The following is a 17,833-nucleotide window of genomic DNA, read 5'->3' on the forward strand; positions in this document are numbered from 1 at the left end:
GGACGGGCCATCATGACCAGCTACGATTCGAAGAAGATCACCGACATCCACCAACATCTCCACAGCGAATTGCCGAGCGATCCCGCCTTGCGTGTAAAGGCACTGGAAAGCCTGCTGGTCGAGAAGGGCATGGTCGACAGTGCCGCGATAGATGCCTGGATCGACCTCTATGCCGAGGAGATCGGCCCCAAGCGCGGCGCCCGCGTGGTGGCGAAATCCTGGATCGATCCGGCCTTCAAGGCGCGGCTGCTGGCCGACGGCACGGCGGCGATTTCCGAGTTCGGCTATCAGGGCCATGCGACCGGGCATCTGGTGGCGGTCGAGAACACGCCTTCCGTCCATAACCTCGTCGTCTGCACGCTCTGCTCCTGCTATCCCTTCTCGCTGCTCGGCATGTCGCCGGGCTGGTACAAGTCGCAGGAATATCGCGCCCGCGCCGTGCGCGATCCGCGCGGCGTGCTCCGGGAATTCGGCGTGGCGCTCGGCGGCGATGTCGAAATCCGCGTCTGGGATTCGACGGCGGAGCTGCGCTATCTGGTCGTGCCGGAACGCCCTGCCGGCACGGACGGCCTCGATGAGGAAGCGCTGGCTGCCCTGGTGACGCGCAATTCGATGATCGGCACCGACCGCGATCTCAAGGGGGGATGCTGAGCATGCCGCGCGTGCACGATATGGGCGGCATGCCGGGTCAGGGCCGCATCGTCATGGATGCCGACGAACAGCCCTTCCATGCCGATTGGGAAGCCCGCATGTGGGGCATCAACGAGGCGCTGGAAGGGCCGGACGGCTGGACGCTCGACTGGTGGCGCTATGTGCGCGAACTCATCCGGCCGGACGATTACCTGACCCGGCCCTATTTCGACCAGTGGATGCAGGTCTATGCCGCCATGATGGTCGATTCCGGCATCGCCAGCGTGGCCGAGATTGCCGGCGGCCACGGTTCCGGCGCCAGGCCCGTCCTGCGCGAACCCATGGCGGCAGCCGACGTCGCCAGGATCTCCCGCATCGCCCGCGACTTCCGCCGCGACACCAGGCTGCCGCCGGCCTTCAAGGCTGGCGACAAGGTGCTGGCCAGGACCTTTACCGGCGGCGCCCACACAAGGCTGCCCGCTTATCTCATGGGCAAGGCGGGCACGGTCCACGCCCATCGCGGCAATCACCTGTTTCCGGATTCCGGCGCCAAGGGCGGCCACGAGGCGCAGCATCTCTACACTGTCTCCTTCGCCAGCGCCGATCTGTGGCCGGAAGGGCAGGGCAAGAACGACCGCATCTTCGCCGATTTGTGGGAGGGCTATCTTGAGCGGAGATGACATACTAATGGCCGCTGCCACGCCCGGCCCCCTCCTTGGCCGTGATGGTGAGCCGCTCTTTGCCGAACCTTGGCAGGCGCAGATCGTCGCCATGGCAACCGCCATGATCGAGAAGGGCCGCTTCACCGCGGCGCGCTGGTCGGAATCGCTCGGCGCGGAAATCCGCCGCGCCTTGGCCGATGGCGCGCCCGACACGACGGCCACCTATTACCGATGCGTCCTCGCTACCTTCGAGGCTCTTGTCAAGGAGGCGGAACTCACTTCCGCTGCCGAACTGCACGCGCGCAAGCTGCAATGGATCGAGGCCTACGAGAATACCCCGCATGGCCAGCCCGTCACGCTGAACGCCGCACGGCTTCCGGCCGACGCCAATGGCGGACTGGGCGGCGGCTAGCCCCCCTCCCAACCTCCCCCCTGAAGGTGGGAGGAGTTGAGAGCGAGGTGTCGGAGCGAACTCGGTTGGAACCCCTCCCACCTTCAGGGGGGAGGCCGGGAGGGGGGCCTCCAGTGACGGGTGCTACCTCCGTTTCGCCTTCTGCACGGCCACTTCCAGCGCATTCAGGAATCGCGAGCGGTCGGCGGTGCTGAAGGCCGGACCGCCGCCCTTGATCTCGCCCATGTCGCGGAGCTGGCTGGAAAGCTCGCGCATCGCCAGCGCCGTGCCGATGCTGTTCTCGGTGAAGGGTTTCCCCGTCGGCCCCAACACTTGCGCACCGGCCTTGAGGCAGCGGTCCGCCAACTGGATATCCGCCGTCACCACGATGTCGCCGGGCTGGATGCGCTCGACGATCCAATCGTCGGCGGCATCGAACTTGTCGCTCACCACCACGTTGCGGATCAGCGGATTACCGCTGGGACGGAAGCCGCTATTGCTGACAATGTGCGTCACCACGGCATGGCGTTCGGCGACGCGCTGGATTTCCGCCTTCACTGGGCAGGCATCGGCATCGACGAAGATTTCACTTTGGCGCGGGCTTTCGGTCATGAAGTGACTGTGTTACTTGCGGGGACATCCATGACCTAGCGCGTAGGACGCTGTTTTCAAAGACTTTTGTGTGGCCACGCCAGCCATGCGTGATTTGCCGCGCCGCCTCCCGATAACAATCATGGCGCTTTCGCGCCCGACCCTGTATCAAGCGCGCTTAACCGATAGGCGCGCCGCCGAACGGGTCAGACATCCACTAAATCGATCATGCCAACCAAAGGGGCCGGGGCCAAAGGGGCCGGGGCCAAAGGGGCAGGGGCCAAAGGGGCAGGGGATCGTCGGATGGACCGGTTGAGAAGGTGCCCCGTCATGTATGAACCCGGCACCTCAACCAATCTCGCGCCATGCGCAAGGCTGGCGCCCTCATTTCCCAGATCGGACAGACATGCCTTTCCCCAAGACGAATCCGGCGCTCGAACGAGCTTTGGCCACGCGCGCCTATAACGAACCCACCGCCGTGCAATCGGCGGTCCTCGCCGACGAAGCGGTCGGGCGCGACCTTCTCGTCTCCGCCCAGACCGGCTCCGGCAAGACGGTGGCCTTCGGCCTCGCCATGGCCGCGACCTTGCTGGGCGACTCTGAGCGTTTCGAACGCGCGGGCGAGCCCCTGGCCCTCATCATCGCGCCGACGCGCGAACTCGCCATGCAGGTGCATACGGAACTCTCCTGGCTCTATGCCGATGCCGGCGCCCGTGTCGTTTCCTGCGTCGGCGGCATGGATGCCCGCGCCGAGCAGCGCCTGCTCGGCCAGGGCTGCCACATCGTCGTCGGCACGCCGGGGCGCCTGCGCGACCATCTCGAACGCGGCCGCCTCGACATTTCGGCGCTCAGGGCCGTCGTCCTCGACGAGGCCGACGAGATGCTGGATCTCGGCTTCCGCGAAGACCTCGAATTCATTCTCGACGCCACGCCGAAATCGCGCCGCACCTTGCTATTCTCCGCCACCATCGCCCGCGAGATTGCGAACCTTGCGCGCGACTATCAGCAGGATGCCCTGCGCATCGATACCCAGGTCAAGAACCAGGCTCACGGCGACATCGAATACCGCGCTGTCCGCGTCGCTCCCACGGACACGGATCACGCCATCGTCAATCTGTTGCGCTTTCATGAAGCGCGCGCGGCGATCATCTTCTGCCACACGCGCGAAGCCGTGCGGCATCTCCATGCCAGCCTCTCTGAGCGCGGCTTTGCCGCTGTGGCGCTATCGGGTGAACTCAGTCAGTCCGAGCGCACGCATGCGCTGCAGGCCTTGCGCGATGGCCGGGCCCGCGTCTGCGTTGCGACCGACGTTGCCGCGCGCGGGCTCGATCTTCCCGACCTCAGCCTCGTCATCCATGCCGACCTGCCGCGTGAGAAAGCCACGCTGCTGCACCGGTCGGGCCGCACCGGCCGTGCCGGCCGCAAGGGCGTCTGCGCGCTGATCGTGCCGTTCCCGCGCCGCCGTCATCTCGAACGGCTGCTGGCCGAGGCGAATATCAAGGCGATCTGGCAGGATCCGCCCAAGGCCGAGGAAATCCGCGCCCGCGATCAGGAGCGCATGCTCGACGACCCGGCCATCAAGGAACCGGCGACGCCCGAGGATCTGGTCCTCGCCCAGGCATTGCTGGCCGGAAGGCCCGCCGAGGAAATCGCCGCCGCCCTCATCCGCTTTTATCGCTCGCGCCTGCCGGCGCCCGAGGATATGTTCGACAGCGGCCCGGCGGATATGCGCCAGGAGCGCTACGAGGAGCGCGGCGATCGCAAGCGCCGCGAGACCGCGCGCGGCAGCGACAGCCATGACGCCGGTCCCGTCTCCTGGTTCCGCCTCGATGTCGGGCGCGAGAACAACGCCGACCCGAAATGGCTCATCCCGCTCATCTGCCGTCGCGGCCACATCACCAAGCGCGAAATCGGCTTCATCAAGATCTTCGACCGCGAGACCAAGTTCGAAATCGCCGCCGATGTCGCCCAGCGCTTCATGGAGGCGGTCGAGAAATCCGGCGACCAGGAAGTCAAGATCCAGCCGACGACACCCTTCGAAAAGGAACGCGGCCGTTCGAACGCCGACCGCCTCACCCGTGAAGATTCCCCGCGCGACAAGCCGCGCCTCTTTGCCGCCAGGCGCAGTGAAGGCTTCGCCACCAAGCGCGGCGACGATTTCTCGAGACCCCGCGACGACAGGAAGCCGTTCAGCAAGGAAGAACGCATGTCGGACCGTCCGGCCTTCGAGGGGCGCCGCTCCAACAATCCGAAATTCGCCCACGCGACACTCGAAGAGCAGCCCAGCCACGGCAAACCGAAATTTGGCAGATCGAAATCCGACGGGTCCAAATCCGGCAAACCCAAGTTCGCCGCGGGCGGCAAGGCGAAGAAGCAGCATCGCAAGGGCCAGTCGCGCTCCTAAAGCCGGTTCACACCGACCGGGTGCCGCCGATGCGGAGCGGCATCAGCCGTTCCCGAGCCAACTTCACGGCCAGCGCCATCGGATGTCTCACGACAACAGGGCGATCGGCGGAATTTGGCGCACCGCGCCGGGTGATGATGAGAACTATGTCTACGCTATAGCCCTCCTTTAGCCCCGCGCCTGTACTTCGGCAATTTCCGGAAGAAGCGCCACTGCTTCGGGGACGCCGAAATCGGCAAGCTGGCTTGCAAGGTACCGGAAACGCTCAATGGCAGTGAGACGATCGGATGCCGAAGTCGCGCTCCAGACCGTCGCCAGTAGCTGGCCGCAGCGGCGTCCTGCCCCGCCCCGCAGACGCTCGCGAAGGTCTGAAGCCATATACGCCACCATGATTTGCTCGAGCCAGCCGAGCGCGGGATCGGGACTGAACGCGGCCGGCGTCTGAGCTACCAGAGCGGTCACCACCGGCGGTGCCACTTCGAAGGCCGCACAAGCCTCGACCCATTCGGCGATGAGCGGTGCGAAACTCGCAGCGTGTGCCCAGTTCGGTTCGAAGACCGGCTGGCCATTGGGACAAAAGCCAGCGGCGGCGAGTGCGTCCGACCGGCGATATTCACAGCGCGCCGACATGCCATCGAAGGCGATGGACGCGGCCGCGCGCCAGACGGCAGCAAATGCCTCATCAACCGGCCGGTTCGCGTCGACCAGCCGTGTAGCATGGGCGTTTAGGAAAGTGTCGAGGATCGTCATGCGGGTTTCCTCGGACTCAATCGCGGCGATCGGGCCCACGAGGTCGATGATGGCGCGTTCAGACGGCAACGAATCGGCGATCCGGCCCATGAAAGCACCCAGCACATGTTCCCAATCCATCCGCCGATCACCGCTGTCCCAACGGCCTTCCGGGGGCTCTTGACCATCGACGAACGAGCGCAACCATTCGATCGCGGCATGGGCAAAGCGGCACAACCGCTCACGCAGGTCCGGTACCGCGAGAAATTGCGAAAGGTCAAACTGACGAAAGATCGACGCAGCGCGATAGGTGTCGAACTGCTGGTCGACATCGCCGTGAGGATAGAAGCCTTGGCTCGCCGCGACGAACGGCGCCGGAATTGGCGGAGGCACCGGCATGTCTGCGGCGTTGTTATCGGCCAAGCGATCGGCGATGGCTGCGACCGCCCGCTCGGCGCGCGCCGCCCGGTCGTCTCGCAGCCATTGTTCAAGGTCCGTGCCCCATTGGCGCCAGCTAAACAGCAAACTGTCGGCGAGCACGGCAAAACCCGCGGCAGCAGCTTGGGGTCGCGATGCCGCGAATGGCGCGATCCCTTCGATGCTTGCTTTGGCCACGTCCCGGAACGGACTGGAAACGAGCATAAGCCATGCCTCAGTCTCGCCAGGCACTGCAATGCCGCGCCCGACCAGCGCCGCGAGGCCCCGTCCGGCATTGGCAAGCGGATCGTCCGCCATGGACGTCTCTTCATAGTGGATGCCTGTTAACCAGGGATCGAGCCTCGCCGCGCGCCTAACGACCGAACGCGCCCACACTCCATGCTCGGCAAGCAGCGCATCATCGCCTCCCGTGAGCAGCGACGCGGCAATCGCTGCGACGGCCTGCGCGCGCATAGTAAGCTCGACGTCGAAAGCCATGCTGTCGAAGAGCGGCGGGTGATCGAGGCTTATTGCTAATGGAATGACGTCGGCGATGGGCGTCCCATCCGTCGATACGACACCGCGTGAACGGCCGAATGACCAGTCGAGCAAAGGACCGGTGGCGTTGAGCGCTTGCTGCCGTTCGTCGACCTCGGCGGCGCGTGCCTGCAGATGCTCGGGAACGATATAGCGCATGGCGAACCAGCTACGATCCTCGGCGACCTGTAGCTGCCAGTTGTCGGGATCGGCCTGCGATCGATAGGTTTCGAGGCGTTCGGCCAACTCGCCGTTTTCATCCTCAAGTGACTCCTCGAAGTCGGCGAGATCAGCAATCTGCCAGTTCGCCGCTGCGGCGGCGAACGCCGCCTTGCTCGCCTCGTCTCCGAGCACATGGAATTGCGCAACGAGACCCTGGAGTAGCGGCCGCTGGCGTCGACGGCGCTCAAGTAGCGCCATGACATCGGCATGATTGTCTTCGTCCCCAGACCTCTAGCCGATGCCATGGGCTGTGGCGCGTTCATCCTCCAACCAGCGCGCGAGATCGTAGAACCAGAGCCGCGGTGAGCACATCAGAGGCAGCATTACGGCAAGGTCTGCCTGCACCTGATTGCGGTCTATACCGGCGGCAATCACGGGCCCGGCTACGGCCACCAGCGACCCCGCGCGGAGAGTCTTGGCAACCAGTTCGGCGAGCGGGCGACCTGCTGCAACTTGGGCGGCGAGCCATTGATCGGCCGCGAGCAGCAACGAGGTCAAGATATGCGGGCCAAGAACCCCGCGCGACCATTTGAAGACGTGCTGGTCGCCCCAGAGTTCGATCGGCCCATCCGGCAATTCAAGCCGGACCGGTCGCGGCGTGAGCCCGCGCTGCCGCTGCTGTAAGCACCATTGCTCGCTGGCGACACGACAAAATTGGCCGAGCAGCCCGAGCGCCACATCCTCATCTGCTTCGAACAAGGTGTCGAACCCTGCCCGGCCAGGCGCACTTGGAAAAAGCCCTGAGGGACCGCGCAAGCCATAACCGCGCGTGACGGCAAGGCTGGTGCCGAACGGCTCATCGCGGTGCTCATAGATCATCGCCCGGGCGACGAGATCGGCGAACAAACCCGGCTCGAGGCGCGGCAGGATGCCCGGCGAGACGACGACGGACTCGATATGGCGAATGCCGGTGTTGGACAGTAAACGTTCGAGATATGTGCGCGCCATATCGGGCGCCGCATCTGAGCCGCGTGTCACGACGAGGCGCAGAACCGCCGCCGGATCGCGATCATCGTCATCGAGCCCCAGCTCCGCGAGGCGACGGTCGCGTTCCTCACGCTGGTCCCAGTTTAATGCTTCGGCTGAATCGGTGGCGGCGAGCCAGACACCGACCTGCTCGACGGCACGACGGCTAATCTGCCATTGGTGGATCGGCCGTCGCAGCCAGAAGAGGGTAAGTCGGCTCAATATGGGAGCGAGGGTTTGCGGCCAGCTCGGCCAGCGCGCGACCGACCAGGACATGAAGGCAGGCCAAGCGGGCCAGCGTGGCACCTGGTGGCGCTGCGCAAGCGCTGCCCGTGTAGCGGTATCGACTTCGGGATAGGCAGTGCCGGCGAGGATCTCCGGATGTGGCTGGAGCTCGAAGCTGGTGAGCGTGTCGGCAAGCTGGCGCATCAGGATCGGCCCAGCGCTGCCAGAAATCTCCTGCGCTGAGCGACAGTCGGGCTGCAAGCGTGGTGCGTTCGGCGTCGCGCGGGCCGAATCCACTCTGTCCGGTCACGATCCTGAACCGATGCGCGTCGCCTGGATTAGCTCGAATGTGGCGTGCCGCTTCTGCGATCGGACGCTTGAATGCCGGATCGCTGCGTTCGCCGGTCAAGGTGTGCTTGATCTGGATGACGGTAGTGCGGGTGCCGCCGGCCGGCAGGCGGTGGCGGACGATGGCATCGTCGAATCCCGCCGCCGCGCCCGGGCGTTGCAGTTCGATATTCTCAATCACCAGCCCGGGACCATCGCCGAGCGCGGCGGCTTCGCCGAGCAGCGCCGCCAACAGACACGCCACAGCCCGAGTTTCAAAGGTCGTGCCGGCACCACTTGTGCCGATCACCGTGCGAGGCATCGATGCGCCTCCCTACTCATTAGCCGAGGATGGAGATTAACCCCGCGCCAGAACATTAGCTCGGTTAGGTCACACTCGACCACGTTCAAGCTTTCGTGGCAGCGGGCTTGGTCAGACTGCACGCAACAAGTTTGCCAGCGTTGATGATCTTGCGCCTCATTGCGGTCGGCAAAACCACCAATACGCACCAACTGCCGCCGATCGAGCATGTTTGGTCTTGTCTCAGCGAGCAAGTTCATTACCGAATGCGATGCAGACGAAAGTTTTTGTTGGCATAGGCTCCCCCTTTTAAGCCATCGTGGGGAGCGGGTCGGTTCCCTCGCTCAAGATGGCGAGATATCGCCGGTAACTGAACACGCGCCCCCGTTTGCGCCCGGTGATTTCCTCGACGATGCCAAATTTCTCCAGATCAGCGAGCGCCGCGTTGACCGTGGGAGCCGAAAGCCCTGTTTGTTGGACGAGTTGGTTGGCCGTCAGGAACGGGTTTTGCTGAAACAGATCGTGGATACGCAGCGCGGACCCTGCCCGGTCGCTCTCTGTCGTGATCCGTTCGCGATCTTCCTTGAACAGATCGACGATCCGGGTAGTGGCCTCGAACGCCTGATTGGCCGTATCCGCAACGCCAGTGAGGAAGAAATCAAGCCAGGCTTCCCATGCCCCGTGCTCGCGCACCTCCTGAAGCAGGCGATAATAGTCGGCGCGGTGGGTTTTCAGGTACAGACTCAAATAGAGGAGCGGCTTGCGCAGAACGCCGTTGACGCACAGGTACAGCGTCACCAGTAAACGGCCGATTCTTCCATTGCCATCAAGGAACGGGTGGATGGTCTCGAACTGAACGTGCAGCAGCCCGGCCTTGATGAGGGCGGGCAGACGCGAGGCGTCCTCGTGCATGAACCGCTCCAGCGCATCGAGACATTGTTCCATCTCTGTCGGCGGCGGCGGCACGAACAGCGCGTTGCCTGGGCGTGAGCCGCCGATCCAGTTCTGGGATCGCCGAAACTCGCCGGGATTTTTCGTGCCGCCACGCCCGCTCTGTAAGAGTCGTTGGTGCATCTCGCGGATCAGACGCAGCGACAGCGGCAGGTTTTCCAGCCGCTCCAGCCCGTACATCATGGCATCGACGTAGTTCGAGACTTCGCGGATGTCGTCGATCGGCTGGCCGGCCTGCGCCTCGGTCTCGAAGCGGAGCAGGTCCGAAAGGGTCGATTGCGTGCCTTCGATCTGGGACGAAAGCACTGCCTCCTTCCTCACATACATATAGAGGAACAGCTCCTGGCGCGGCAGCAGCATGGTGATGCCGTCCAGACGCCCCAAGGCCCGCTCGGCCAGGCTCAGCCTTTCCAGCAAGGCCAGCACGTCGATCGACGGTTCAGGCGGCAATGGGGGCGGCACGAAAGCGCGCACGATTTCGCCTGCAATAGGGGTCTCTACCAAGCGGCCTAGCCGGAGATTAGATGCTGATTCGGACATGCCCAATTATGAGGGCGTAGCGTTATTTAAGCAATTGGCTATTGGCTTAAATAGGAATTGGAGTAAGTTAAACGCCCTTAAATAGCGGAGCGATACCATTATGGGCAGGTAGCTGCGTCAGCCGAATGGCTTCTTCGGGCCTAGCGGACGATTGCTCAGCTACAGATATGAAGGCGCGTAGCTGCCCTACAAAGCTCCAAACGTGAGGCTTTGTAGGGCAAAATCCCAATTGACCGGAGACGACTCGAACTTTTTTACCGCCAAACGCCGCCGTTTCTACGCTTTTTGTACACAGGCTGCCCACTACCCGATACAAAGGAGTACATTCGGCGGTTATAGCGTAGTGTAGAGGGCGATCGGCGGAATTTGGCGCACCCGATACGATTCGAACGTACGACCTTTGCCTTCGGAGGGCAAGGCGTCGTCTTAATATCATTCGCGAATCCAGTATTTTCAATCATTTAATGTCACTACGTATCGCTGTGCATCGCTGGTTATCGGTCGGCAATGTGCCAAAATTGTGCCAAAACTTGTGCCACATAGAACGTTCAGAAGTCCAGTGAAACCGGGCATTTCTGCGGCACCATACGACATCAAGCGATATATGGCGATAGTCGTTGGCACAATCTGACACAGGGCGCTATGCGGCGATACAACACGACAAGATTATTGACATAATCGTCCTGGTGTGGCAGTGTCTGTTCCATAAGTTTGAAGGCTTCGGCATCGACCTAAGCCTCGCAGGAAGAAGATACGGGCAATCACGAAATAGGGGCCCGGCCGCACACGCGGTGACGGGCACTCAATGTTTTGTGGCCCATACGTGGGGAGGGCCGGGATGTCCGCCTATGTCTATTCCTTCCGACCAGCCCCTTCTTCTCTTGGATTACCCGTCTGCCGCCGCCGCCCTCTCGATGACGCGGCAGGCGTTGTCTGACCTCGTCTATAAAAATCGTGGTCCGGCGATTGTCAAAATTGGCAGCCGGACCTTTTTCACGCCGGACGATTTAAAGGCCTGGATTTCCAGGCAACGCATGCCTGCGAACGACCATCGGCCTGTAATGTCTGCTCCGGCTCCACAAGCCGCCATGCAGCCTGCCAAGCGTAAGCGTGGTCGGCCGACCAAGGCGGAGCAGCTTGCTCGTGCGGCGCACTTTCAGCACTGCTGACCTCGAAAAGAGTCATCGGCGGAACCGCCGCCGATGACTCAGGCCTATCTGCTCCCGCTCCTCACTGGTGCCGCTCCATCCGATAGAGCGTGTTCTTCGTCCGCACCCAGCCGCTCTCCGAAATCACTTCGATTTTCGAAGTTTTCACAACACTCACCCCACCGTCCGGTCCCCCGATTCTCATCGCGCGCAAACAGGCTACTTGCTGGACATCAAGCTCCGGATTGACAAGCACTGCCGCAACCGAAAGCTCCCCATGGCTCGGATACCCACCCGCCGAGTACAGCGAATTCATGTCGTAGAGCAGCTTTTCCAGCCGCCGAATCTCCTTCGCGACATCCGCGCGCCAGCTACCTGTGTCATCAATTTTGATCATGCCGACATCTCCTAAGACCAGTTAAGCATCGATAGCTGTTCATCGCTCGTACTGGCCTCAGGTCATCCGTCGTCATCCCCGCGCACGATGGCCTCCAGCTCGGCGATGACATCGTCCATGTCGTGGACATTCCCAGCCGCAACCTCTTCCAAGCCCTGTACGATCGCCATCGTGTCCTGGCCGTCTCTTGATTTCAGCCATGCCCTGATGATGAAATCGACGATCTCTTGCCTCGATTTCCCGCTCGACGCTGCGATGCGATCGATCTGTGTCAGCAATGCTTTGTCAACAAATTCGTCCATCTCGACATCTCCTAAGGCCAGTTAAGTGACCGCTAGCTGGTCATCGCTCGTACAAGCGCCTCAGTGCCTCGCCGCCGACATTTCCCTTGCTCTGAGCGCCCCCTCGATCAGCCGACGCAGATACCTGATGGAAGGCTGGCGCTGCCAGGCTTTGGCGATGGCATTGAGTTCCACTTGGTCCAGGGGTTGGTGCCAGTGCGTGTGGCCCTGGGATGTGGACAGCTCTTTGAGAATCGTGGCCGACAGGGCGGGGAGATGATCGAGCCCGGGCTGGTCGACATGGATGATGCGGAGACGATCGAGAAGAGGCGGGGAGAGACCCTGCACACTGTTTGCGGTGAAAATCCAATTCACGTGGCTGACATCAATCGGCCCCTGAATGAAGGGATCGACCCAGCTCCGCCCTGTCTCGGGTTCCAGCATTGCTAGGATGACATCCATCAGATTGCCGCTGTGTCGGCTCGTTGCCGCCTTTTCGATCTCATCCAAAATCATGATGGGATTCGGATATGTCGAACTTCGAATTAAATCGAGGGCCGCCGACGGGTGCGATGAATGCCAGCCTCGGGATACGCCGCCAAAATGGGCATCCGAAACACCCCCACAGGGAAACACCTTGTAACCAATTTTTGAGGCTTCAGCGATCCGCCGGGCCAGCCTGGATTTGCCCGTGCCGGGAGAACCGACAAGCAAAGTGGGTCGAAACTCGAACGACTTTTTGCCATTCATCGCGCGGGTCTGGAGGTCACCATGAACGGCATCGATGGCGGCCGAGCAGTGCGGAAATTCGGCGAGCAGAGACTGGCGCCAAGCGGACAGGTCGGCGGGCATTGGGGCCAGCGGCGTCGGCCGAGTAAACGACTCAATAGCTTTCAGTGCCATCTTCATGTCGGTGCTGGCGACATCTCCGTTGCCAATATTTTTGATGACGACAACGGATTCCGGCTGGAACTTCGCGAGTGCTCGGGCTTTGAGCGACGAGAGCGGGCCTTTGGATCTCGGTGTTCCGTTCTTCCAGTCATTGCCGTCGAGGAGGTGCGCATGCGGGTTTGTCGGCAGCGGATCGCCATCCTCGATCACCCGGTCGGCATCGGATTCGACTTCTGTTTCGGCCTTGGCATCGGCACGCCGCTCAGCGCCGATCTGGCGCTCTGCATCCATGAAACTGTCGAGCGCCGTGGCATGTCGTGTCTTCGACTCTTCCTCGGAATGTGCGACCAGCGCCTCAAACAAATATTTGCCTGCATGTCCGATGGCCGTGTCCACAACATTGCCGTACTCATCGTGGTCTTCGATGAGGCGAGCGCCGCTTGCCACAGCAAGCATGCCCAGGGAGGCCACCAGGAAAGTCTTGTTGGCATCGTGATAACCCCGGCGAAGAGCGTAGCCAGCGGACTGGTACATGGCTTTACGGTCGCCACCTTGCGCTGCGGCGAACAGCAGGGCTTCTACCTCTTCGCCGACATCAAACTCGGTCTGCCCCCGCATCGTTTTAACCAAGGTCCAGACATGCGAGACATCCTTGGGATCATTGATGATATTGTCGGCAAGCTGAGCGAAGAAAGGCAACCGTGCTTTGATCTTGGTGGCGAGCGCTCCGGCAGCAATCGCAGTATTGGCATGGCCACCGAGATACAATTCGTCGGCGTTGGTTCCGCAGAGTCGTGCGGGAAGCTGAGAGTGGGGGCACAAGGCATTGCCGCTCCAGCCGTCGTAGAGGCGGTCGCCGGGCATAACGAGATTGTCGAAGCCATCATGATCGACAAGCTTGTCGAAAATGTCGTCGGACAGGCGGGCGCCTTTGACATCCGCTGCCAATCGGTATCCATGCAAAGCATGTTGGTCATCGGCGCCGACCGCCAGCCGGGAATGCTGCATGGCGCTGGCGCCACTGGCACTGGCAAAGAAGCCGAGTGCCAACATCAGGCGCTTTGTCCTGACTTCAGGCGCCAGACCATCGTTCAAAAAATAAGTGTTGAGCAGGAGCTGTCCACAATGCAGCTCTGCTTCAGGGTCACCACAATACCGCGCCATCAGGAGACGGGTCGCCACGATCAAGCCGTGGTGCCGAGGCACCGACTTCAGCAAAAGTCCTACGACATGTTCGCCATGCCCGCGCGCCATGCTGGCTTCGAATGCGGCCATGCTCTGCGCCAACCTGCCATCTTTCCGCAGCGTCTTATCAGCCTCAATGGCTTTGCGGACCTTGCGCGCGTACACAAATTGGTCGGCACGGCCGTCGAGGATTTCGAAGAAAAGACTCAGATTGTCGGCTTCGGCGGCCATCGGGGTATCTCCAACATATGCGTAATAGCGGTCGCCAGGCTGGGTGCCGAGCGAGGGGAAAAGCGCGATTACGATATGTGGAGTGCGGCCGAGGTGTGCATGCGGCGAGAGTTAGGGGGATCCTGGACTTTCGTCAAGGTGCCCGGCGAAAAATAAAGTTCGGGAACATAAGTCGCTGAAGCGCAAAGGCGTGTCCACAGATTTGGCGTATCTGAGGAAAGCGCAGGGTTTTGAATCGTTTGTGGCTTGCAGGAGGTGGGGTGACCCTTGGTGTGTCGCCCGTTGGTGGGCGGCGGCGTCGATCAAATGTTTGCAGCCTTTGATCGATTGTCTGATGAGCAGGATCAGAGCGCGCCGCCAGATGCAAGTCTGGGTCTCTCACAAGCAAGAGACAAGGTTTCCGCGATGAGCCGATACCGCGGAGACCACTATGGAAGGCTTTCGAACCATCATTCTGGCGGACCCAAATCCGGTCGCCGAAGAGCTAATGCATCGTGTCATCGAGGATGGCGCTCATACGCGCCTCAAAGAGATTGCGACCATCGACGAACGTCGTGATCAGGAACGCAAGAAGCGACTGCTACGCAATGTAGCTGCGCCAACTGCGAACGACAACTTCACCGCTGAGCATGCTGAGCGGATAGAGACGACACGCTCAATCTTGGCGCACAGGGCAAAAGAGAAGCTGTCTCGTACCGAGCGCCTAAAACACCGCTACGAATTTGGCTACGTCCATGATGGTGCAACTCCTATTGGAGGCAAGTTGCAGGATGGCTTCGTCTACAAACCCCTGAAGTCCCGCGACCACCCGCATCTCCAGGCATTTGTCCGTACCCTTCCGCGCCTGGGTAAATTGAAGGCTGGGCAGACTAAAGAATTCGTCGACAATTTGGGCGATTCAAAGGTCCATTTTCTCGACTACCGATATATCGAAGGCAATAAGGAAGTTGTCGGCTTCATCCGTACTGACAATGATGGCATCTACGACTCTCCCGAGGACCTGAAGCGACAACTCCACAAGGTACTCGACCCTCGCGGAATTCCGCTTCCTCACCTGGCTGTCGGTGAGCAGTCGGCTGATGGGCGAATTCACAAGCCTCACCTGATCACGCTACTCCCGGTAGGCAATGGGGTCCGCACCGATGAGAAGGCAAACTGGCGGCCGATCGCGCTGCTTGATGCCGTCTCTCGTGCGCTATGTCATGCCACGCTTTCCATGAATAGCGATCCGGGAGGAATGTCCAACCCACTTCGCGTGAAGAATCCTCTGTCACCCCATTGGACGACGGTCATTCTCAATGAAGACCTGCCCCTGACCCTGGCTGAGCTTGGAAAGCGCCTTGACCTAAGGGTGACAAACGCTCGTCTACAGCGTGATCATGCCGTGGTCGTCGGCGACCGGGAGGGCATGACGGAGTGCCAGTCGAATTCCGCATTCACGACTTTCCGGGCGGCGACTACCAACCTTCTCCGGCATTGGCACAGAACACGCGATGTGAAATTGGACTTGTCCAATCGTGAGAAACTCATGGCAAATCTCATGGTTGAACTTGGATCTGAGGCCCGGCATTCGATGTCCCATGGTCTCAAACCCCAACAGGCGATGGCCATCCTTTACAAGGTATGTGCGTATTTGGCCGTCGACTTCAATCCAGCCCGGATCGGTTCCCTGCGCGACAACCCAGGCTGCATGAAGGATGAGTTGCAGGGCGTCCGCTCCCTGCGCACGCGGCAGAGCCTCGGTGCGCACCACACGGCGACGAAGAAACGTGCAAGGACCCTTGCGATAATGGTCTTCTACATGAAGAAGGCTGGAAGCGATGTCAGCAAAGCTCGCGTAGCACGAGACTGCGGGTTGTCGAAGGACACGGTCTATCGTCTCTGGAACGAAGCTGTCGCGGGCCTGTGAGGTCGGCGTCAGAGTACGATTAGGTCTATAGTAAAAAAGAGATACTTAGAACAGATATCAAATTAGAAACGGAACCCGATCATGAACATCCCTTCCAACATCCGTGCATCACTCAACGCCCTTCGGCAGAAGAAGCATATGCCAGCCCACTTGGAAGACACGGTCGCCAAGACCTTGAAGCCCAACATTGATCCTGCTTGGGAATATGACACATCGGATCGGCCGAAATCCCTTGATGCTCATATCTGGAATACAATCTGCTTCAGCCATCGAGAGACTGTAATGCTGGAGTGCGCTCGGAAGCTTCGGTCACACGCTGCCAACCCCAGCACTGTTGCGGCCGAAACCTCCAATCGCTTGTATGGCCGTGATGTGTCCGCGCCGGAAACTCTCATCGGAAAGCTCTCCAGCGCTATTCATGCCGGGTACGGCAAGAACTCCACCGCATCACTCAAGCGTGCCAAGGCGGCTCTCCGCAAGGCTCGTGAGGCACATGCTATCTTGGTCTCTATCCCGTCTGAGCTGGACAGGTTCATCAGTGCTGTGATTCCGGATGGAGATGATCACGGCAAAGCCAATCTGAGAGTGGCCGTTTTCGAAGTCGCCAACATCGAGAATGATTATCGAAAGGCCTATCTCGTCAGGGAATAGCGAATTTCAAATTGGACATGTCCAAAATCATTTCGTTCTTTGCAAGCCAACATTTCAACATTTCCCTACCGTCCGAAATGTCTCGGTCCGCGAAACAGGGAAATCGCCATGTCCTCACTCAACAATCTCGAACTCGCCATGCTCACTCACGCGGCATTGAGCCCTCGGCCAACAAAAACCTGGGCAGACCGCAAGCGTGAACAACGCGCCAAGGCGCAGGCTCGGACCCCGACAGGCAAGCTCCTGGTCAATGCCAACACCATCGACCGCGCTCTCCTCGATGCCATGGCCCATCTCATGCGCTCCGCCAACAGCAATGAACCCCTGGCCACGGTCGTGGAGCTTGCCAGCCACCGATTCCCCATCCCCGCTGTGGCACGGCTGGCCATTGAGGCGCGACTGATGAACCGCAAGCAGAAGGTACGGTCATGACAGAGATCATCGAACGCCGTCGCCGCACTGCTGCAGAGCGCAAACGTGATCAAAGGCTGCGCGCTGCCATCGATGCTGGCAACGGCGAAGTCGGATTCACTGCCGAGAGCATGGCGACATCTATCCTCGATGCCCTGGCAATCATGCTTAGAGAGGGCGACCGCCACGGTCAGGCCGAAGCGATCTTCCGCAATGCTGCCACGGGCTTTCGGGCGCCGAGGCCCGCCCAATGGGAAATGAAGAGGCGGTTGAGTACTGGGATTCCGAAGCTGCTTCGGGAAGGGTGAACCGACCTCACGCCCAAATTGTCAACATTGGGCAGTCCTCGTTTCCCGTACTCGGCGCCATGATTTCTTATCGGCGCCGCCGTTTCTTGCAACCTCCGGCCCCACAATGAATCTGGTGATGAGCTGATTACGAAAGGCAGGGCCATGGCAAGGAATCGAGACAACGTCAGGCGGGTGAATCGTGCATCGCAGAAGCGGTATGCCGAGAAGCTTCGCATGCGCCGGGCGCCCACGCAGACTGACATTAACCGTGCGCTGGCGAACGCCTTGTCGGAACGTGGCCGGACGCTATCGGGCGGCACCCCGGAGGCACGAGCGGCTATAATGGCTCTGCTGGAGCAGACCTACTCTATGCTGGTTGATCGGGGCTTCCGCGAATCTGAAATCCGGCACCGCTTGAGCTTGATGATGAAGCCCAAGGTGAAGCCTATGGCGGCCGAAGCTACCGCAACGGCGATCGAGAGGGCGATGCTGGCGGCGATCAAGGCTGATCGGGGAGGGCAATGATCGTGAATGATCGGTCTCCCC

General features: G+C 61.0%; 18 protein-coding genes and 1 tRNA gene. 11 read left to right on the top strand and 8 right to left on the bottom strand.

The genetic code is table 11. The features are described from left to right. Positions 1-12: 12 nt before the first annotated feature. From nthA to ACE3TY_RS01555, 3 genes are read left to right on the top strand one after another with little or no spacing between them, the layout of a single operon-like run. Positions 13-651 (top strand): nitrile hydratase subunit alpha, encoded by a 639-nt coding sequence (nthA, locus tag ACE3TY_RS01545; RefSeq protein WP_374650245.1) that lies wholly within the window; start codon positions 13-15, stop codon positions 649-651. Between the two features lie 2 nt (positions 652-653). Further along, positions 654-1,310: a nitrile hydratase subunit beta gene (gene nthB / locus ACE3TY_RS01550; RefSeq protein ID WP_374650247.1), complete on the top strand. Its 657-nt coding sequence runs from the start codon at positions 654-656 to the stop codon at positions 1,308-1,310. 7 nt (positions 1,311-1,317) lie between these two features. Next, a complete protein-coding gene (locus ACE3TY_RS01555; RefSeq protein WP_374650249.1) occupies positions 1,318-1,704 on the top strand; it encodes a nitrile hydratase accessory protein in 387 nt (128 codons plus the stop codon). 123 nt (positions 1,705-1,827) lie between these two features. Here ACE3TY_RS01555 and ACE3TY_RS01560 read toward each other — a convergent pair whose 3' ends face one another. Further along, positions 1,828-2,295, bottom strand: coding sequence for a YaiI/YqxD family protein (locus ACE3TY_RS01560; RefSeq protein ID WP_374650251.1), 468 nt, complete (start codon positions 2,293-2,295; stop codon positions 1,828-1,830). A gap of 385 nt (positions 2,296-2,680) precedes the next feature. Here ACE3TY_RS01560 and ACE3TY_RS01565 point away from each other — a divergent pair, with 385 nt between their 5' ends. After that, positions 2,681-4,678 carry a DEAD/DEAH box helicase gene (locus ACE3TY_RS01565; protein ID WP_374650253.1) on the top strand — a complete coding sequence of 666 codons (1,998 nt, stop codon included), beginning with the start codon at positions 2,681-2,683 and terminating at the stop codon, positions 4,676-4,678. A gap of 168 nt (positions 4,679-4,846) precedes the next feature. Here the strand turns inward: ACE3TY_RS01565 and ACE3TY_RS01570 are convergent, their stop codons facing one another. Together ACE3TY_RS01570 and ACE3TY_RS01575 are read right to left on the bottom strand one after the other, a co-directional pair. Beyond that, a complete protein-coding gene (locus ACE3TY_RS01570) occupies positions 4,847-6,781 on the bottom strand; it encodes a hypothetical protein (protein ID WP_374650255.1) in 1,935 nt (644 codons plus the stop codon). 33 nt (positions 6,782-6,814) lie between these two features. Further along, positions 6,815-7,978 carry a hypothetical protein gene (locus tag ACE3TY_RS01575; protein ID WP_374650257.1) on the bottom strand — a complete coding sequence of 388 codons (1,164 nt, stop codon included), beginning with the start codon at positions 7,976-7,978 and terminating at the stop codon, positions 6,815-6,817. Between ACE3TY_RS01575 and ACE3TY_RS01580 the strand changes: the two genes are divergently transcribed. Continuing rightward, on the top strand, positions 7,953-8,567 hold the full coding sequence (locus tag ACE3TY_RS01580; protein WP_374650259.1) for a hypothetical protein: 615 nt from the start codon (positions 7,953-7,955) through the stop codon (positions 8,565-8,567). The two genes, ACE3TY_RS01575 and ACE3TY_RS01580, sit on opposite strands and share 26 nt — an antisense overlap. Before the next feature lie 144 nt (positions 8,568-8,711). Here ACE3TY_RS01580 and ACE3TY_RS01585 read toward each other — a convergent pair whose 3' ends face one another. Together ACE3TY_RS01585 and ACE3TY_RS01590 are read right to left on the bottom strand one after the other, a co-directional pair. Further along, positions 8,712-9,827, bottom strand: a complete 1,116-nt coding sequence (locus tag ACE3TY_RS01585; protein WP_374650261.1) for a Fic family protein — start codon at positions 9,825-9,827, stop codon at positions 8,712-8,714. 433 nt (positions 9,828-10,260) lie between these two features. Beyond that, positions 10,261-10,379, bottom strand: a tRNA-Arg gene (locus tag ACE3TY_RS01590). Positions 10,380-10,741: 362 nt separating this feature from the next. Between ACE3TY_RS01590 and ACE3TY_RS01595 the strand changes: the two genes are divergently transcribed. Further along, a complete protein-coding gene (locus tag ACE3TY_RS01595) occupies positions 10,742-11,062 on the top strand; it encodes a helix-turn-helix transcriptional regulator (RefSeq protein WP_374650263.1) in 321 nt (106 codons plus the stop codon). A gap of 61 nt (positions 11,063-11,123) precedes the next feature. Here the strand turns inward: ACE3TY_RS01595 and ACE3TY_RS01600 are convergent, their stop codons facing one another. From ACE3TY_RS01600 to ACE3TY_RS01610, 3 genes are all read right to left on the bottom strand, one after another. Next, positions 11,124-11,438, bottom strand: a complete 315-nt coding sequence (locus tag ACE3TY_RS01600) for a hypothetical protein (protein ID WP_374650265.1) — start codon at positions 11,436-11,438, stop codon at positions 11,124-11,126. A gap of 62 nt (positions 11,439-11,500) precedes the next feature. Then, positions 11,501-11,740, bottom strand: coding sequence for a hypothetical protein (locus tag ACE3TY_RS01605; RefSeq protein WP_374650266.1), 240 nt, complete (start codon positions 11,738-11,740; stop codon positions 11,501-11,503). Between the two features lie 60 nt (positions 11,741-11,800). Further along, positions 11,801-14,026, bottom strand: coding sequence for an AAA family ATPase (locus ACE3TY_RS01610; protein WP_374650268.1), 2,226 nt, complete (start codon positions 14,024-14,026; stop codon positions 11,801-11,803). A gap of 430 nt (positions 14,027-14,456) precedes the next feature. On the opposite strand from ACE3TY_RS01610, the gene ACE3TY_RS01615 reads away from it, so the two are divergent. The 5 genes from ACE3TY_RS01615 to ACE3TY_RS01635 all read left to right on the top strand — a co-directional run bounded on the left by ACE3TY_RS01615 (position 14,457) and on the right by ACE3TY_RS01635 (position 17,812). Then, positions 14,457-15,935, top strand: coding sequence for a hypothetical protein (locus tag ACE3TY_RS01615; protein ID WP_374650270.1), 1,479 nt, complete (start codon positions 14,457-14,459; stop codon positions 15,933-15,935). 81 nt (positions 15,936-16,016) lie between these two features. After that, complete coding sequence (locus ACE3TY_RS01620) at positions 16,017-16,586, top strand: hypothetical protein (RefSeq protein ID WP_374650272.1); 570 nt, start codon at positions 16,017-16,019, stop codon at positions 16,584-16,586. A 108-nt stretch (positions 16,587-16,694) separates the two neighbouring features. Continuing rightward, complete coding sequence (locus tag ACE3TY_RS01625) at positions 16,695-17,018, top strand: hypothetical protein (RefSeq protein ID WP_374650274.1); 324 nt, start codon at positions 16,695-16,697, stop codon at positions 17,016-17,018. Further along, positions 17,015-17,305 carry a hypothetical protein gene (locus ACE3TY_RS01630; protein ID WP_374650276.1) on the top strand — a complete coding sequence of 97 codons (291 nt, stop codon included), beginning with the start codon at positions 17,015-17,017 and terminating at the stop codon, positions 17,303-17,305. Before ACE3TY_RS01625 ends, ACE3TY_RS01630 begins: the two co-directional genes overlap by 4 nt. Before the next feature lie 324 nt (positions 17,306-17,629). Then, positions 17,630-17,812, top strand: a complete 183-nt coding sequence (locus tag ACE3TY_RS01635) for a hypothetical protein (protein ID WP_374650278.1) — start codon at positions 17,630-17,632, stop codon at positions 17,810-17,812. Positions 17,813-17,833: the final 21 nt, after the last annotated feature.

The sequence above is a fragment of the Dongia sp. genome, from assembly GCF_041918875.1.
GTDB lineage: Bacteria > Pseudomonadota > Alphaproteobacteria > Dongiales > Dongiaceae > Dongia.

Bases quoted from the DNA above. Each gene is read 5' to 3' on its own strand.
- ACE3TY_RS01610 (WP_374650268.1), bottom strand. From the start codon at position 14,026: ATGGCCGCCGAAGCCGACAATCTGAGTCTTTTCTTCGAAATCCTCGAC.
- nthB (WP_374650247.1), top strand. From the start codon at position 654: ATGCCGCGCGTGCACGATATGGGCGGCATGCCGGGTCAGGGCCGCATC.
- nthA (WP_374650245.1), top strand. From the start codon at position 13: ATGACCAGCTACGATTCGAAGAAGATCACCGACATCCACCAACATCTC.
- ACE3TY_RS01635 (WP_374650278.1), top strand. From the start codon at position 17,630: ATGGCTCTGCTGGAGCAGACCTACTCTATGCTGGTTGATCGGGGCTTC.
- ACE3TY_RS01575 (WP_374650257.1), bottom strand. From the start codon at position 7,978: ATGCGCCAGCTTGCCGACACGCTCACCAGCTTCGAGCTCCAGCCACAT.
- ACE3TY_RS01605 (WP_374650266.1), bottom strand. From the start codon at position 11,740: ATGGACGAATTTGTTGACAAAGCATTGCTGACACAGATCGATCGCATC.
- ACE3TY_RS01560 (WP_374650251.1), bottom strand. From the start codon at position 2,295: ATGACCGAAAGCCCGCGCCAAAGTGAAATCTTCGTCGATGCCGATGCC.
- ACE3TY_RS01600 (WP_374650265.1), bottom strand. From the start codon at position 11,438: ATGATCAAAATTGATGACACAGGTAGCTGGCGCGCGGATGTCGCGAAG.
- ACE3TY_RS01615 (WP_374650270.1), top strand. From the start codon at position 14,457: ATGGAAGGCTTTCGAACCATCATTCTGGCGGACCCAAATCCGGTCGCC.
- ACE3TY_RS01565 (WP_374650253.1), top strand. From the start codon at position 2,681: ATGCCTTTCCCCAAGACGAATCCGGCGCTCGAACGAGCTTTGGCCACG.
- ACE3TY_RS01630 (WP_374650276.1), top strand. From the start codon at position 17,015: ATGACAGAGATCATCGAACGCCGTCGCCGCACTGCTGCAGAGCGCAAA.
- ACE3TY_RS01570 (WP_374650255.1), bottom strand. From the start codon at position 6,781: ATGGCGCTACTTGAGCGCCGTCGACGCCAGCGGCCGCTACTCCAGGGT.
- ACE3TY_RS01625 (WP_374650274.1), top strand. From the start codon at position 16,695: ATGTCCTCACTCAACAATCTCGAACTCGCCATGCTCACTCACGCGGCA.
- ACE3TY_RS01620 (WP_374650272.1), top strand. From the start codon at position 16,017: ATGAACATCCCTTCCAACATCCGTGCATCACTCAACGCCCTTCGGCAG.
- ACE3TY_RS01595 (WP_374650263.1), top strand. From the start codon at position 10,742: ATGTCTATTCCTTCCGACCAGCCCCTTCTTCTCTTGGATTACCCGTCT.
- ACE3TY_RS01555 (WP_374650249.1), top strand. From the start codon at position 1,318: ATGGCCGCTGCCACGCCCGGCCCCCTCCTTGGCCGTGATGGTGAGCCG.